This is a genomic window from Rhodopirellula sp. P2 (assembly GCF_028768465.1).
Taxonomy (GTDB): Bacteria; Planctomycetota; Planctomycetia; order Pirellulales; family Pirellulaceae; genus Rhodopirellula.
Map to the genome: position 1 here is coordinate 875,912 of NZ_CP118225.1, position 15,570 is coordinate 891,481.

The window sequence follows — 15,570 nt, forward strand, 5'->3', positions numbered from 1 at the left end:
CCAATTTCCGCTGAAATCAAACGCGGGGCCAAAAACCTCGCCATTCCCGCCCTGCAAGCTCACCAGTTGCATTCGTTTTCACCCAGAACCACGCTTGGCACAACACGTGCTTCGCCAGGCAACCTCTGTTTTCTCGCACACGCCCCCAGAACGCCCAAAAAGGTGTCAGGTACCTTTTTGCGAATCCTGGCCCTTTGGGTCACTTCGGCAAAATTGATTTTGTCTTATCTTCTTTGTCATTCGCGTTCTGATTCAGCGTGCCACGCCAGACTGGCCAGATGAAGCTCGCATGACCCAACCCACCCCCTCCACATCGATTGCATCCGGCGTGACCTCCGACAACCGCGATCAAACGGCTCTCTCCTCCACAGACTCCGACGACACATCACTGCCCAGTGGTCCGATCGCCTCTCCGGCGAAAACGGACCATCCGCACTTCGATGTGGTCCATGCGATCCAGCATGCGAGGCACTTTCTACCGGCCCAGGGGCCCATTTCGGTTTTCGTTCACCACAACACCTTGCATGCTTTCGACGACATGCCGTTTGAGGAAGCTGTGCTCGAAGGCGGACGTCGATTTGGATGCGAACCCTATCTCAGCGAAGAACGCTACCACGAAGAACTTGCTCGAGGCCGAATCTGCCGCGAAGACCTTCGCGAAGTCTTGATGGCGGACTTGCAAGAAGACGCTGACAAACTGGTGGCGACGTTTGGAACTCGCTACACGTTGCGTTTGTCGATGTTGCAAACAGAGCTTCAGCCGATGCCGGAATCGGGACTGAACTGGGCGTTGGCTGAAACGAAATTGTTGGATCGATTCCGGAACGAGGTTCCTGCTCCGTATCGTGAAAAAACAATCACTCAAACTCGCAGCTGGGTGATGCGGCAACTCGAACCGCTCGCGAACACCCAGGCAGCTGCAAATTCATCGACTCAGCCCTCGCCTCTACCCTCGTCGCTGCGTGATCGATTGCAGGCGGCGGGCGAATCCCAAATCCATCGCTGGAACGACCAGCAATGGGAATCTTTTGTTTTGCACGCTCTATGGGAAGCTTGCCAGCAGGGGATGGAGCAAGCGGAGGTGCCGCCACCTACGGAAACGCACGTTGATTCGCTCAACCATTTGATGCTAGGCGAACTGGGAGTCGACCTGAACACGAAGATCGATGATGTCCTGATTCGTTTTTGCGGCAGCTTCCTCGACCAAGGTTTTGCCGATTGGGCCCTGCCAGAAAGAGAAGACGGCTTTGCCAAAGCCTTCGCAAATTTGTTCTTGGGCCGGTGGGCGATCCGCGCGGACTGGATGGTGGGCATCGACGCGGCGCTGCGTGAGATCCAGCACACCGATTGGGACGCAATCCAAAGCATCCAGCATTCGCTCGACCAATTGGGGATTCCGAGCAACGAATGCGAGAGCTTTCTGTCGGAGTGTCTGCTCACACTGAGAGGTTGGGCCGGCATGATTTGGCAGATGGAAACGAACAGCCCATTCTTGCCGAACCCGGTCCCAGAAGGTTCTCTCAACCAGTACTTGGCCGTTCGACTGATCTTGCTCACGCACGCGGTGGAGCACTTTGGCAAGGCAAAATTCAGCGTTGGAACCGCCAGTGAGATCATTGGGCTCGCTTTCAAATCAGCGCGTTCCCGGTCGACTCCGTCCAAGCGTTCGCGCACCCACACCGTCTTTCAATTGGCGCAATTGGGCGGATGGACCCCCGAACAATTGCTGAACATGTCAGCCGCTCAGTGGCGGTGCTTGATCACCGAGATCGAATCGTTTCCGTCTTTGGATCGGCGTCGTTTGTTGCACGCAGCGTACGAGCGTCACTATGCCAAACAAGCTCTCGATGCGATCGCGATTCACTCGCGTCGGCGGCGTGAGCTGGATCAGCCGACCCCGCCTCCGGCGTACGCAGCCATCTTTTGCATTGACGATCGGGAAGAGTCGTTCCGGCGTCACCTGGAAGAGGTCGATCCTGAATGCCGGACCGCGTCGGCGGCTGGTTTCTTTGCGGTTGCGATGTACTACCAAGGAGCCGACCACGCTGATTTCCGACCTTTGTGTCCAGGGATCATCTCCCCTCAACATTATGTTCGCGAAGAACCTTTGTTCTCGTCGATGGCGGCGGGGGAAAGAAGAGCACTCCGCAGACGACGGTTGGGATGGTTCGCTCATCAGATCCACCAAAACTCACGGACTTTGCTTGGCGGTTGGGTCACCGGCCTGTTCGGTGCCGTGGCGACGGTCCCGATGGTCGCCCGAATCCTGGCACCTCGATTGACCTCACAGATCCGTGAGTCGATGGGGAATTTCGTGCGGCCTCCGAAAACGGAACTGCACCTGGAACGTTTGGCAGCGGAACCGGGTTCCGCTCCAGAATCGATGGGTTACAGCCTTGATGAGATGTCCCAGATCGTCGTCCGCATTCTGGAAGACATCGGGATGGTCCGAGACTTCCCACCGATCATTGTGTTCTTTGGTCATGGCAGCGGCAGCCTGAACAACCCGCACGAATCGGCTTACAACTGCGGGGCTTGCAGTGGTGGCCGCGGTGGGCCCAACGCACGTGCTTTCGCGGTGATGGCCAATGACCCACGGGTCCGTCGACGCGTGGCTGAGCAGGGCATCGAGTTGCCCGAGGAGGTGCGTTTTGTCGGGGCCTATCACAACACATGCAGTGATGACGTGGACTACTACGACTTGGACTCCTTGCCCCGCTCGCATCGCGCACTGTTTCGGCGAATTGAATCGAATGTCAATGAAACGCGAGCTCGAAACGCACATGAGCGTGCTCGTCGGTTCGAGTCCGCGCCCTTGGATCTGACACCGCAAGAGGCGCTCGAACATGTTGAAGAACGAGCGGAAGATTTGTCGCAAGCACGCCCCGAATACAACCACGCTACCAACGCGTTGGTCACGGTTGGTCGTCGAGATTGGTCGCGAGGATTGTTCCTGGATCGACGAGCGTTCGTGACTGAATACGATCCCGCGGTGGACGATGAAGACTGCAGCGTGCTGACCCGTATTTTGCAGGCGGCCATTCCGGTTTGTAGCGGCATCAGCTTGGAGTACTACTTTTCAACCGTCGACGTGGAAGGCTACGGGTGCGGTTCCAAACTACCGCACAACGTCGCGTCCATGGTCGGCGTCATGACGGGTGCGGCGAGCGATTTGCGTCCTGGCCTTTCGCAGCAAATGATCGAGATCCACGAACCGATGCGGATCCTCTTTGTCATCGAGACCACCGCTGAAAAGCTGACCCAACTCGTTGCCAAAAACGAAGGCATTCGCCGTTTGGTGGAGGGCAACTGGGTCCAGGTCGCGGTCATCGATCCGGCCACCTCCATCATCCAACGTTATGTCGATGGACATTTCGAACCGCATGTGGTTTCAACTTCCGAAATCCCGACGGTCCAATCGTCGATGCAATGGTACCGGGGTCAGCGAGACCACCTGGGCTTTGCGACCATTCAAGAAACTGAGATCAAACAACCGATGACTTCATCCGAATCGAACGCAAGTCCAGCGGGAGTTCTGGCATGAGCACTCTGGATATTTTCTTTCACTCGCTGGGGACCGCCGTGGTTGCCAGCCCCGTGTTGCTATTGGCTGTGCTGGGACTGTCCCTGCTGGTGAATCGTCCGTTCAGCGAAACCGCCACGGTTCGTCTGACACAGATGTCGGTGTTGCTGTCGCTGCTGCCAGCCATCGCGATTTTGATCGCGATGTTGGCGACCGGCATTCGCAACGTACCGATTGAATTTGGAAACTGGGTCACGATTCCTGAGCAAGCGTTTCACTTCCATCTGAAGTTCACGTTTGATCGGCTGAGCATTCCGTTCCTGATGCTGTCGTGCGTGTTGTGCGGCGTCGTCGGTGAATTCTCGCGGCGATACCTGCACCGCGAGCAAGGCTTTGCCCGGTTCTTTTTGTTCTATGCCATCTTTTATTGTGGGATGGTGCTGTCCTCCTTGGCAGGCACGATTGAAACCCTGTTTGTTGGTTGGGAGATGGTCGGTCTGTCGTCAGCTTTGTTGATCGCCTACTTCCACGAACGCGAAAATCCGGTTCGCAACGGGCAACGCGTCTGGACGATCTACCGACTCTCAGACGCCGCCTTGTTGATCGCCGCGATCACCATGCATCACATGGTGGGTGAAGGTGACTTTGGCGGGCTGATGAGTTCAGGGATCTGGCCCGAAGGCACCGCAGCGGTGACGCCTTCTCAGGCGTTGCTGGTCGGCACATTGTTGTTGATTGGTGCAGCGGGAAAATCGGCATTGTTTCCGTTCAGCGGATGGTTGCCCCGAGCGATGGAAGGTCCCACCCCTTCCAGCGCCATTTTCTATGGTGCCTTGTCGGTGCACTTGGGTGCCTATTTGTTGCTTCGACTCAGCCCGCTGATTGAAGCCTCGCTTGCATTGCAAATGATGGTGTTGTCACTCGGAGCAATCTCTGCGGTCGGTGGCGCGTTGATGTCTCGGGTTCAGAACGACGTGAAGACCTCGTTGGCGTATGCCTCGCTCACCCAGGTGGGAATCATCGTGGTCGAAATTGGGCTGGGACTCCGTTACCTCGCGTTGATTCACATCATGGGTCACGCGACGTTGCGAACCATGCAATTGCTTCGTGCTCCAACACTGCTTCGTGACTACAACGACCTCGAAAACAAGATCGGCTCGCGTCTGAAGCAACCGTCTTGGTCGGGCGTGCGTTGGCTGCCCCAATCGGCTCAGCGTTGGTGCTATCGATTTGGCTTCGACCGCGGCTTCATGGACATCGCCCTGGATCGCTGGGTCGCAGGTCCATTTGTGAAGTGTTTCCGGACCTGCAATGAGTGGGAACACAGAATCACTTGTTGGCTTTCGCGTGAACCGGATGCAAACACGGAAGAGGGCTCGCCAGATTTAGCCAACGACACATCACAAGACATCTCCACCGCCGCTTAGGAATTCAACCGTTGTCTGAACTGCATTTTCCCTGGATCGAGTGTTCGATCCTTGTTCCGCTTCTCGGCGTGTTGTGGCTGCAATGGCGTGGCAATGGCGAACGCGCCTTGCGTGACACCGTCGTGGTGTGCGTTGTGACGTTGTTGCTGACGATCGGCGAATTGGTGGACTTCACCATGATCGGCGCCTTCGAAGCCCATGATCACTGGGCGTTTCTGCGCTGGATTTTTCCGCCGGATGTCTTTGTCATTGACGAACTGAGCGCCTTTCAATTGCCATTGGCGGCTTTGATCTTCATGGTCATCGTGCTCTCAACGCTCCGCACGAAGGCGCCCAGGTTCTCATTGGAACTGGCTTTGATATCCGAATCGTTGGTCCTGGCCACCTTCAGCTGTCGGGCATCTTGGGCTTTGATCGTTCTGCTCATCGCATCAACGATCCCTCCGCTCTTGGAATTGCGCCGCCGCAAACGCTGCACTCGAATCTATTGTTTGCACATGGGGCTGTTTGCCGGATTGTTGGTCGTTGGCTACGGATGGCTGACAATGGTCGATCCCAGTTCATCTGCGGTTTTGATCCCAGGTGCGTTTTTGACCGCCGCTGGACTGCTTCGCAGCGGTATTTTCCCGCTGCACTTGTGGATGACAGATCTCTTTGAAAAAGCCACCTTTGGCACCGCGATCTTGCACACGACTCCATTGGTGGGTGCCTACGCGGTGATGCGTCTGGTGCTGCCAATCGCTCCGTCTTGGGCACTGCAAAGCATCGCAGTGTTGTCCTTGTTCACCGCGGTGTATGCCGGTGCGATGGCGTTGGTGCAATCGGACGCTCGACGAATGTTTTGCTTTTTGCTGCTGTCTCAGTCCTCCTTGATTTTGGTGGGCTTGGAACTGGTCACCCCGATCGGTCTGACCGGCGCGCTGTGCTTGTGGCTGTCAGTGGCGATGTCGCTGACCGGGTTTGGGATCACGCTGCGATGCATCGAAGCCCGCATCTCAAGAATCTCACTGAATGAATTCCATGGCCTGTACCCGCAGATGCCAATGCTGGCGGGCTTCTTCTTGCTGACAGGACTGGCATCGATTGGGTTTCCAGCGACCGTGGGATTTGTCGGGATGGAATTGCTGATCGAAGGTGCAGTGGAGGTCTATCCACTGGTGGGAACAATGGTGGTGATCGCGACGGCATTTTGTGGTGTCGCGGTTCTACTCGCTTACTTTCGTGTCTTCACCGGCTGCGAGAACCGAACGGTGATCTCGATGCGAGCCCGGCCTGCTGAGCGATTCGCCATTTTGCTGCTGACGTTGTTGTTGCTGGGAGGCGGACTGTACCCACAACCTGGCATCGCGTCTCGCTACCACGCAGCGAAAGAGTTGACTCGTTTACGGAGCAACGCTTCGATCGAAGACGCTCCGGCGGAACCTGCGGCGCATGGGCACGCGTTGGCCGCCGCAAACATTTCTGAATGAAGTCTTGCTAGACTTGGAACGAAACGCATGCCAGTGGTCTGCCGCCGCCTCATCATGAAGCGGCGGGGAATTCCCTGACCAAGATGCGTCCCTGATCGTTCCGACAGCAGGCAATTGAAATTGAACCAGCGCGTTTTCTTGTGGAGTTTGACTTCGTCCTTGGCGGGATTCCTGTTTGGTTTTGACACCGTTGTCATTTCTGGAGCAGAGAAAGCCATTCAGAGCTTGTGGGCGTTGGGAGACTTTCAACACGGACTCGCATTGAGCGCCGCGCTGTGGGGAACCGTCGTGGGGTCATTGGTGGGCGGTTGGCCCACCGACAAGTTCGGCCGCAAGAACACTTTGTTGTGGATTGGGATCCTGTACTTGGTGTCGGCCATTTGGTCGGGTCTCGCGACCGGCATGGACTCGTTCATGCTCGCCCGATTCATTGGCGGGTTAGGAGTTGGCATTTCAACGGTCGCTGCGCCGCTCTACATCTCTGAGATCTCACCGCCGGAACAACGTGGCACCCTGACTGGGATGTTCCAATTCAACATTGTCTTTGGAATCCTCATCGCGTTTGCCTCCAACTACTTGATCGGGTCCTGGGTCACCGAGAACGCGTGGCGATGGATGTTGGCGGTGGAATCACTGCCAGCATTGATCTTCACAGCCATGTGTTTCCGACTGCCCGCCAGCCCCCGATGGCTGATCGCGATTCGGAAGGATCGGAACGCGGGCGTATCCGTCTTGAAACAGCTACGTCCCGAAGCCTCTGAGGCGGACATCCAACAGACGGTCGACGAGATTGTCGCGTCCGTCCGGGCGGAGTCTGACACAACGCCCGCGGAGCCATTTTGGAGTCGGCGATTGTTCACACCGATTTCGATCGCGTTTCTGGTTGCGTTCTTCAATCAGCTTTCCGGGATCAATGCGATTCTGTACTTCTCACCACGAATTTTTGAATTGGCGGGGATGGGCGAACAGACCGCTTTGCTGAAGTCCATTGGGATTGGTGTGACCAACCTGATCTTCACATTCGTCGGGCTGTACTTGATCGACCGACTGGGTCGGCGGACGCTGTTGCTGATCGGGTCGGTGGGCTACGTGCTGTCGCTGGGCACCTGCGCATACGCGTTTCAATCCGAAACGTTTGCGATCGTCCCCGCGTGCATTTTTGCGTTCATCGCGGCGCACGCCATGGGACAAGGGGCGGTCATTTGGGTGCTGATCTCAGAAGTCTTTCCCAATGAACACCGTGCTGCGGGACAGTCACTGGGCAGCTTCACTCACTGGATCTTTGCCGCGATCTTGACGTTGGTGTTCCCGTCTGTTGTCGATCATTTTCAACCCTCGCTGATCTTTGGATTTTTCTGCTGCATGATGATCTTGCAAGGACTCTGGGTCTTCACGATGCTGCCGGAAACCAAAGGCATCTCGTTGGAGCAGATGGAAGCGAAACTCGGCATTCGCACTTGAACAAACTCAGGCAATTTGCCCGTTGATCGCGGGGCGAATCGCGGTTTCAATTTTGCATTGATTGCGCCCCGCCTTTTTCGCGGTGTACAACGCTGAGTCGGCGCGTCGGAAGGCAGATCGGTTGTCGTCCGACGCCAGCACACAGGTGGCACCGATGCTCACGGTCACTTTGATCTCTTCCGTGAGAGATTCCAATTCTTCGATCGCGCGTCGATGTTGTTGCAAAAGAGGTCCAAGTTCATCGATCGTGGTGTCCGAGAAGATCACCGCGAATTCTTCCCCACCAATCCGGGCCACCAGATCATTCGGTCGGCAGGTGTCATGAAGACTTCGTGCGACTTGGCGAATCACGCGGTCGCCCAGATCGTGCCCCCCCGAATCGTTGACCGATTTGAAATGATCGATGTCAACGATGCCCACGCAAAACGGGACACCGTCGTGCAAGAGAAATTCTGAGCGGCGTTTGAATTCGATGTCGCAGCAGCGACGATTCGCGATCCCAGTCATGGAATCTCGCAGGGACGCTTCCTGAAGTTCAAACATCTGCCGCTGCCGCAGAATTGCATGGACCGTCAGACGGGTCAGCAAGTGATCCTTCAAGTCGTGCTTGGACAAGAAGTCTTGAGCACCCGCTTCGATCGCGGCAAATCCTGTTTCGATTCTGTCGTCACCGGTTTGCACCACGATCGGGATTGAAGTGGTGCGTTCACGAATGGCTCGAATCGATTGCAGGCCATTGCTGTCCGGCAACCCCAAGTCCAACAGGACGATGTCGAAATCACTTTGATCGAGCTTTTCAAACGCCTCCCCCAGTGAGGAGGCACGTTCAATTTGGGCATCGATCACGGTCGCGCGTTCGAAAACACGCGTGATGAACATCGCATCCAAATCGTTGTCTTCGACCAATAGTAAACGAAGGGATTCGATGGGCATGAGCTTGGAACAGTCCGCGAAATGAGTGCCAACATTTGAGAGTACGATCAAACCTACGACACGATCTGGACTCAGCAGCTGACTACCCCAACAAACCCAGGAATTGATCGATTTCGGCGGGATCCGTGCAGAAGGAAGTCACGAATCGATACATGCCATGCCCCTCGGGAGGGTCTGTTGTGGAGTCGTTGGGGGTTGGCCAAGCGTAGAAACGCGCCCCTGCAGATTGCAGACGTTCAGCGTGTTCTTTCTCGATCACCACGAACACCTCGTTGGTTTCGTTCTGCCAAGCGAGTTCTGCGTGAGACGACTTTTCGATCCCTGTGGCCAATCGAGCGGCCATGGCGTTGGCATGCCGGGCCAATCCCAGCCAGAGGTCATCGTCCAAGTAAGCATGAAACTGAGCGGCGATGAATCGCGTTTTCGAGAACAGCTGAGCGGCTCGCTTGCGAATGAACGGCATCTGCTTTGCGAGTTCAGGGCGAAAGAAGATGATCGCCTCGGCGCACCAACACCCATTCTTGGTCCCGCCAAACGACAACACGTCCACGCCAGCCTTCCAAGTCATCTCGGCCGGAGTGAGGTCCAGATGAACAAGTGCGTTGGCGAATCTTGCCCCATCCATGTGCAGCGGAAGTTTGTGTTCGTGGACAATTCCGCTGATCTCTTTCAGTTGGTCAACGTTGTAGACCGTGCCCACTTCCGTCGCTTGCGTGACGCTGACCGCCATCGGTTGTCCATGATGGACAAAATTGGGGTCAAACCGTCGCAGTTGCTTCTGCAACGCTCGCGGGCAGATCTTTCCGTGATCGCCAGACACGGGTGCCAAGCGAGCCCCCGAGGTGAAGAACTCAGGTGCCCCACATTCGTCTTCGATCAAATGGGCATCGCGGTGGCAAAGCACAAACCCACCCGGTCGGTTCACGGCGGACAGCGCCAACGAATTCGCGGCGGTACCGGTCCCGACAAAAAACACTTCCAAGTCCGTTTCGAACAACTCGTTGAATCGTTGTTCGAGGCGACGATCCAGATCACTCGTCCCGTAGGCGGGGGACATCCCCTTGGCATGACGACTCAAGGATTCCGCAATCGGATCTGCGGCGCCGGCCCAATTGTCACTCGCAAAAAACATGAACCGACACCTCACCCAAATCCAACGTGTTAATGAATCATTATCCCGCCACTCGGTGCATCGTATCGCTTTCTTGTGCCAACAAGTAGTAGAACGTGACGCGACATTTCGCTTTGTCACCCTTCATGATCTCGCACACCTTTTGGATGGCCGCGTCGGCTTGTTCGGACGTCAGGTCCAAGTTCACTGAACAGTAACCGCTCTTGATACCAGCGAGTTCTTCCGGGTCGGTTGCCGCAACCGTTGCCGAGTCACGGTTTGCCAAGGCCAACCGCAGGTGGTTGACCAAGGATTCCACCGCGTCTTCGACGGGATTGGGGACGTACTTCTTTACGTTCGCCAGGTATTTTTCCATGTCTGTTGTCTCTGGTTGGGAGCAAAAAAGGGGCGTAATCGACCACCCGTTTGTAGTGGACAGTGACCGACGAAACAACCTTGCAAACGATCGCTGTTAATTCTGCAACCACTGAACTAGATTGTCCGATCCCATTCCCCCCCTCGAGGAGTTCCAACACCATGCAAGTGTGTAGATTACGTCGATTCCTTACGTCGCAATCAGTCTTAGCACTGACCATGACAGTCGCTTGGTGCGTCACCGCGACGGCCCAAAAACCAGACGCGGTGTTCACCGAAGCCAAGGGCTTTGTGAAGGTCGAAGCAGAAGACTTCGCATCGCAAACGCAAACCGAAAAGCGCGCCTTCTATTTGACCACCGCCGACTCGACTCCCTCGGTCACCCCCGACGGTGACCCATCGCATGCGGCGAGCGCCAGCGGCGGGGCATACCTGGAGATCCTCCCCGACACTCGGCGGACCCACGCCGACAAATTGATCCACGGCACCAACTTTTCACCGCAGCCCGGCAAAATGGCCGTGCTGACCTACCGTGTGAACGTGCAGACTCCTGGTCGTTACTACGTGTGGGTACGAGCGTACTCGACCGGTGGTGAAGACAACGGGTTGCATGTTGGCCTCGATGGCACTTGGCCCGAATCGGGACAACGTCTGCAATGGTGTCAGGGCAAACACTCGTGGTACTGGGACAGCAAACAACGAACCGAGGCACAACACTGCGGCGAGCCCGGCAAGATCTTCTTGGACATTCACGAACCCGGCGAACACAAGATTCACTTCTCCATGCGAGAAGATGGGTTTGAATTTGATCAGTGGTTGATGACCACCGACGCGAATTTCAAACGGCCCCCAGCGGGACCTTCAGCGAAGCCTCAACAAGCTTCCGAAAAAGTAACCCTTGCGTTGCCTGCGAAAGAGTTTGAATTCAAGAGCGGTGGCTACTACTTGGACCAAGGCAAATGGTTGGCGATCAACCCCGATCGCAACAAAACAGCCGCTGCACAGAAGGTGTTCCCTTTCCCCAGCGGTCGCTACGACATCGCATTGAAAGCCGTGGGCGAAAACGACGGCCAATCAACCTACACCTTGTCCGCTGACAAAGAATCCATCGGTTCATTCACGTGCCCGTTGGCGAACCAAACCTACGCCGAAGGCGAACAGTTCCACCAAACATTCGCCAACGTTCAGCTGACCGAAGGTGCGGAGCTGGAAGTCACTTCCAAGATCGCATCGGCCGACGGTCAAGAGTTCAGCCGAGCACGCTGGAGCGAATTGACGTTCACTCCCGCCAACGAGGCAACAGCAAAGGCCGCGGCCAAATTTGCGAAAGAGAACAATCAGTCAGTCGCGAAGGCGTCTGCCAAGTCCGACTCGCAAGATCGCACTGGCAGCCCCACCAAACCGGTCAGCGATCAACCGCTCCAAATGCCTCGTGAACAGGATGGTGACGGCAAAGTCACCGTCAGTGGCGAGAAACGCGAGTGGCACAAAATCACACTGACACTCAACGGGCCTTATGCTCACGAGCAAGACAACTCGCCCAACCCATTCTTGGACTATCGAATGGATGTCGAGTTCAAACACGAGAACGGCAAACAGTACTTGGTCCCGGGATACTTCGCCGCCAATGGCGATGCCGCGAATTCATCGGCGGAATCAGGCACTCAGTGGCGTGCCCATTTTGCTCCCGATGAAACGGGAACTTGGACCTACACCGTTCGATTCGTCAAAGGCAAGAACGCCGCAATTGATCGAGACGCTTCCGCAGACGCGTTGGCGCCGTTCAACGGCAAGACTGGAAACTTCGCCGTCGCCAAGACCAACAAGTCCGGTCGCGACTTGCGTGCTCACGGACGACTGCAATACGTCAACAAACCTCACCTGCAATTCGCAGGCAGCAAAACGTACTTCCTCAAAGCCGGCGCCGACGCTCCCGAAACCTTGCTGGGATACGCTGAGTTTGACGGGACCGTTGCCGGCAAACCGGGCAAGGTGCCATTGAAGAAATACGCTCCTCACGTAGGTGACTGGCGACGTGGCGACCCGACCTGGAAAGACGGTCAAGGCAAGGGTTTGATCGGCGCGGTCAACTACCTTTCATCGAAAGGCTGCAACGCGTTTTCATTTTTGACCTACAACGCAGGCGGAGACGGCGACAACGTTTGGCCCTTTATCCAGCGTGATGACAAACTGCACTATGACTGCAGCAAACTGGATCAGTGGGGAATCGTCTTTGACCACGGCACTCAGAACGGCATGTACTTGCACTTCAAACTGCAAGAAACCGAGAACGACGACCATCGCCAAGGGCAAAAGGCCAACGGCTACAAACCTGAATCGCTCGATGGTGGCAAACTCGGCACGCAACGAAAGTTGTACTTGCGAGAAATCATCGCTCGCTTCGGTCACAACTTGGCGTTGAACTGGAACCTTTCCGAAGAGACCACGCAAACGGCCGACGAACACCTCGCGATGTTGAACTACATCGGGGAAATGGATCCCTACGGGCACCATCGCGTTTTGCACACTTACCCCGGTCAACAAGACGAGAAGTACGATCCGTTGCTCGGCGACAAGTCCAACCTGACCGGTGTGTCGCTGCAAAACAGCCACATCAAGGACACCCACTGGCAAACGGTGAAGTGGAGAGAGAAAGCACGCGAAGCTGGCAAGGCTTGGGTGGTTGCGTTTGACGAGTCAGGAACAGCCGCTCACGGTCAATGTCCCGACCTTGGTTACCGCGGTTACGACGGTCACGACAAGACCGGCAAAATGACCTACACCCAACACGAAGTCCGCAAGCAAACCTTGTGGGGCAACTTCATGGGCGGCGGTGGCGGAGTCGAATACTACTTCGGCTACCAATACGTCGAAAACGACCTCGGATGTGAAGACTGGCGAAGTCGCGATCAAAGCTGGGACGCTTGCCGGATCGCAATCGAGTTCTTCCAAAACAACTCGATCCCGTTCTGGGACATGGCCAACGCCGACGAGTTGATTGGCAACGAGAAGCATGACAACTCCAAGTACTGCTTGGCCAAGACAGGTGAGGTGTACGTCGTTTACTTGCCAAACGGTGGCACCACGTCGATCGATCTGAGCGATGCGGAAGGCGAGTTCCAAGTGCAGTGGTACAACGCCCGCATCGGCGGCGACCTGCAATCGGGTTCCGTCAAAACAGTTTCGGGCGGCGGTTCGGTCGAAATCGGCAATCCACCTGCCGAAGCCGATCAAGATTGGGCCGTGTTGCTGCGGAAGTAGTTCATCTTGAACCTTGAACGATTCGAATGGCCCGGCGCAATTGCGCCGCGGCCATTCCTTTTGCGCGGTCGTCGATTCGGACCAACAACGTCAAGATCGGGTCTCCTGCCGTCACCTTCACGGGTGACGGGGGAAGGTCAGCGAGCTCGACCGCAATTGACTCGGCACGCAACCGCCTTTGAATCTTCCGGATGTCGACCAAGCCATCTTGATGGGCGAAGACGACTCGCTTGATCCACTGAGCCGATGCGTTCGCACCGCGCAACGCGTCCAAATTGGAACGACAATCCATCTGATCCGTCCGCTCACGCCCACCAATGGCTTCCAGGTGCATTCGCATCAACGAGTGCCCTGCAGGCAACTGCCCCGTCTCGGTGGCCCAACGTTCAATGACCTCGCACGATGCACTGGGGCGGGCGTTCAGTTCCAGCAACCACCATCGACCTGCCGCGTCACGCAGGAAGTCGAGATTGAAAAGTCCGCGAAGGGAAAACTCCCGGGCGACGCGTTCACTCAGTGTTTGCAGCGACCGCCAGGGCACGTTGCCAGGATCAACGCCACCGCCCTCGACGATCGGCCCACGGGCCCCCGAGTAAACAAACGGTCGGTCACCGGATCGGTGATGGAGCCCCCGAGACAGTCCCAGCACGCGTGTCTGATTGGCTTCCGCGATGGCCACCAGACCGTACGAGCGACCGTGGACCCGTTGTTGCAACCATCCGTCGCCCGATTCCGCGATCACCAGGTTCCCTGGCAGCACCGAACGAATGCCCAAACCGCCGGTCGAGTCGACTTGCTTCCACAGCCAGTCGATGGATCGGCCAGATGCCCCGTCCATCAACTCCGCCAGAGGTGCGTCCTCGCCGGTTGCTCCCGCCAAACGACCTCGCCCGGCGGAGCACTGGTAGGTGAGCGGAAACGTCACCGGGAACTCATTGGCCCCCGATTCGGTGGCCAATTCGCGAGCAATGGACTGCAGGCGGTTCCAGCCCTCCCACGGATTCGCCGCTCCGGCGAACTGCAGCCCGCCCACGTGAACCACCCTTGCGGCGTGCAAAATCGCGACCGAATCGATCTGTTCGGAGAGATTTTGGGAGGGTTCCTCGCCCAACTGAAATGGATGGAATTGGTCGCAAACCATTCGGGTGTCGGCATCACCGAACCAATCCAGGCCAATCAGCCGTGAATTTGGCTGCCCACGACGCAGCGATTGGGCGGCCCATCGAACCGACGCCCCCACCAGTAGAATTGCGGGGCGGTTCTCACCGTCGCAGGGGTTTGTTACCGTTTTCAACCTGCCCGACCCACCCATCGCCATTGGTGTGTTCATCCTGCGTGTGGGGTAAGGACCATGTGTTCCCACCGGTAAATCTTTGGGCGTTTGTTTCCCCTCTCCAAAGGCATCTTGTCATGCAATTCCACATTGGTGAATCCCTCGTCGGTGACGGCAACGAAATTTCGCACATCGATCTGATGATCGGTAGCAAAGACGGACCCGTCGGCGCAGCGTTCGCCAACGCATTGGCCAACCAAAGCGAAGGTCACACCAACCTGTTGGCCGTGCTCGAGCCCAACGTGGCTGTGAAGCCATCGACCGTGATGGTGACCAAGGTCACGATCAAAGGCATGAAGCAAGCCGTGCAAATGTTCGGACCTGCTCAAGCCGCCGTTGCTCAAGCGGTCGCCGACGCTGTCAGCGAAGGCATCATTCCTAAGGACCAGTGCGAAGATCTGGTTTGCGTCTGCGGCGTGTTCATTCACCCCGCCGCCGAAGACGACGAAAAGATCTACAAGTACAACTACGAAGCCACCAAGGACGCCCTCAAATCGGCCATGCAAGGCAAACCAAGCGTCGACGACATGTTGGCAAAGAAGGACACCGCAGCTCACCCCTTCAAGGGCTTCTGAGCCAACGCTTTGTCCAAAGCAAAATGACGAACAAGCTTCGGGCGAGAGCCCGAAGCTTTTCTTTTGTCTTCTACGAACCCACCTTTCTGCACACTGGTGACG

The 15,570-nt window shown here is 56.5% G+C and carries 10 protein-coding genes; 6 read left to right on the top strand and 4 right to left on the bottom strand.

The genetic code is table 11. The annotated features are described in order from the left end of the window. Nucleotides 1–289 precede the first annotated feature (289 nt). The 4 genes from PSR62_RS03045 to PSR62_RS03060 all read left to right on the top strand — a co-directional run bounded on the left by PSR62_RS03045 (nucleotide 290) and on the right by PSR62_RS03060 (nucleotide 7,880). Nucleotides 290–3,544, top strand: coding sequence for a DUF2309 domain-containing protein (locus tag PSR62_RS03045; protein ID WP_274406355.1), 3,255 nt, complete (start codon nucleotides 290–292; stop codon nucleotides 3,542–3,544). Beyond that, nucleotides 3,541–4,950 (top strand): proton-conducting transporter transmembrane domain-containing protein, encoded by a 1,410-nt coding sequence (locus tag PSR62_RS03050; RefSeq protein WP_274406356.1) that lies wholly within the window; start codon nucleotides 3,541–3,543, stop codon nucleotides 4,948–4,950. Before PSR62_RS03045 ends, PSR62_RS03050 begins: the two co-directional genes overlap by 4 nt. An 11-nt stretch (nucleotides 4,951–4,961) precedes the next feature. After that, a complete protein-coding gene (locus PSR62_RS03055) occupies nucleotides 4,962–6,419 on the top strand; it encodes a proton-conducting transporter transmembrane domain-containing protein (RefSeq protein WP_274406357.1) in 1,458 nt (485 codons plus the stop codon). 120 nt (nucleotides 6,420–6,539) lie between these two features. Then, nucleotides 6,540–7,880: a sugar porter family MFS transporter gene (locus PSR62_RS03060; protein WP_274406358.1), complete on the top strand. Its 1,341-nt coding sequence runs from the start codon at nucleotides 6,540–6,542 to the stop codon at nucleotides 7,878–7,880. Between the two features lie 6 nt (nucleotides 7,881–7,886). Here the strand turns inward: PSR62_RS03060 and PSR62_RS03065 are convergent, their stop codons facing one another. The 3 genes from PSR62_RS03065 to PSR62_RS03075 all read right to left on the bottom strand — a co-directional run bounded on the left by PSR62_RS03065 (nucleotide 7,887) and on the right by PSR62_RS03075 (nucleotide 10,300). Further along, entirely contained in the window at nucleotides 7,887–8,813 is a 927-nt protein-coding gene (locus tag PSR62_RS03065; protein WP_274406359.1) for a GGDEF domain-containing response regulator, read from the bottom strand. Nucleotides 8,814–8,895: 82 nt separating this feature from the next. Next, nucleotides 8,896–9,945: a threonine aldolase family protein gene (locus PSR62_RS03070; protein ID WP_274406360.1), complete on the bottom strand. Its 1,050-nt coding sequence runs from the start codon at nucleotides 9,943–9,945 to the stop codon at nucleotides 8,896–8,898. A gap of 40 nt (nucleotides 9,946–9,985) precedes the next feature. Then, complete coding sequence (locus PSR62_RS03075) at nucleotides 9,986–10,300, bottom strand: DUF2853 family protein (RefSeq protein WP_274406361.1); 315 nt, start codon at nucleotides 10,298–10,300, stop codon at nucleotides 9,986–9,988. 266 nt (nucleotides 10,301–10,566) lie between these two features. Between PSR62_RS03075 and PSR62_RS03080 the strand changes: the two genes are divergently transcribed. Continuing rightward, a complete protein-coding gene (locus PSR62_RS03080; RefSeq protein WP_443217474.1) occupies nucleotides 10,567–13,560 on the top strand; it encodes a DUF5060 domain-containing protein in 2,994 nt (997 codons plus the stop codon). 1 nt (nucleotide 13,561) lies between these two features. Here the strand turns inward: PSR62_RS03080 and PSR62_RS03085 are convergent, their stop codons facing one another. After that, complete coding sequence (locus PSR62_RS03085; protein WP_274406363.1) at nucleotides 13,562–14,854, bottom strand: ATP-grasp domain-containing protein; 1,293 nt, start codon at nucleotides 14,852–14,854, stop codon at nucleotides 13,562–13,564. 116 nt (nucleotides 14,855–14,970) lie between these two features. Here PSR62_RS03085 and fae point away from each other — a divergent pair, with 116 nt between their 5' ends. Further along, on the top strand, nucleotides 14,971–15,468 hold the full coding sequence (gene fae, locus PSR62_RS03090; RefSeq protein WP_274406364.1) for a formaldehyde-activating enzyme: 498 nt from the start codon (nucleotides 14,971–14,973) through the stop codon (nucleotides 15,466–15,468). Nucleotides 15,469–15,570: the final 102 nt, after the last annotated feature.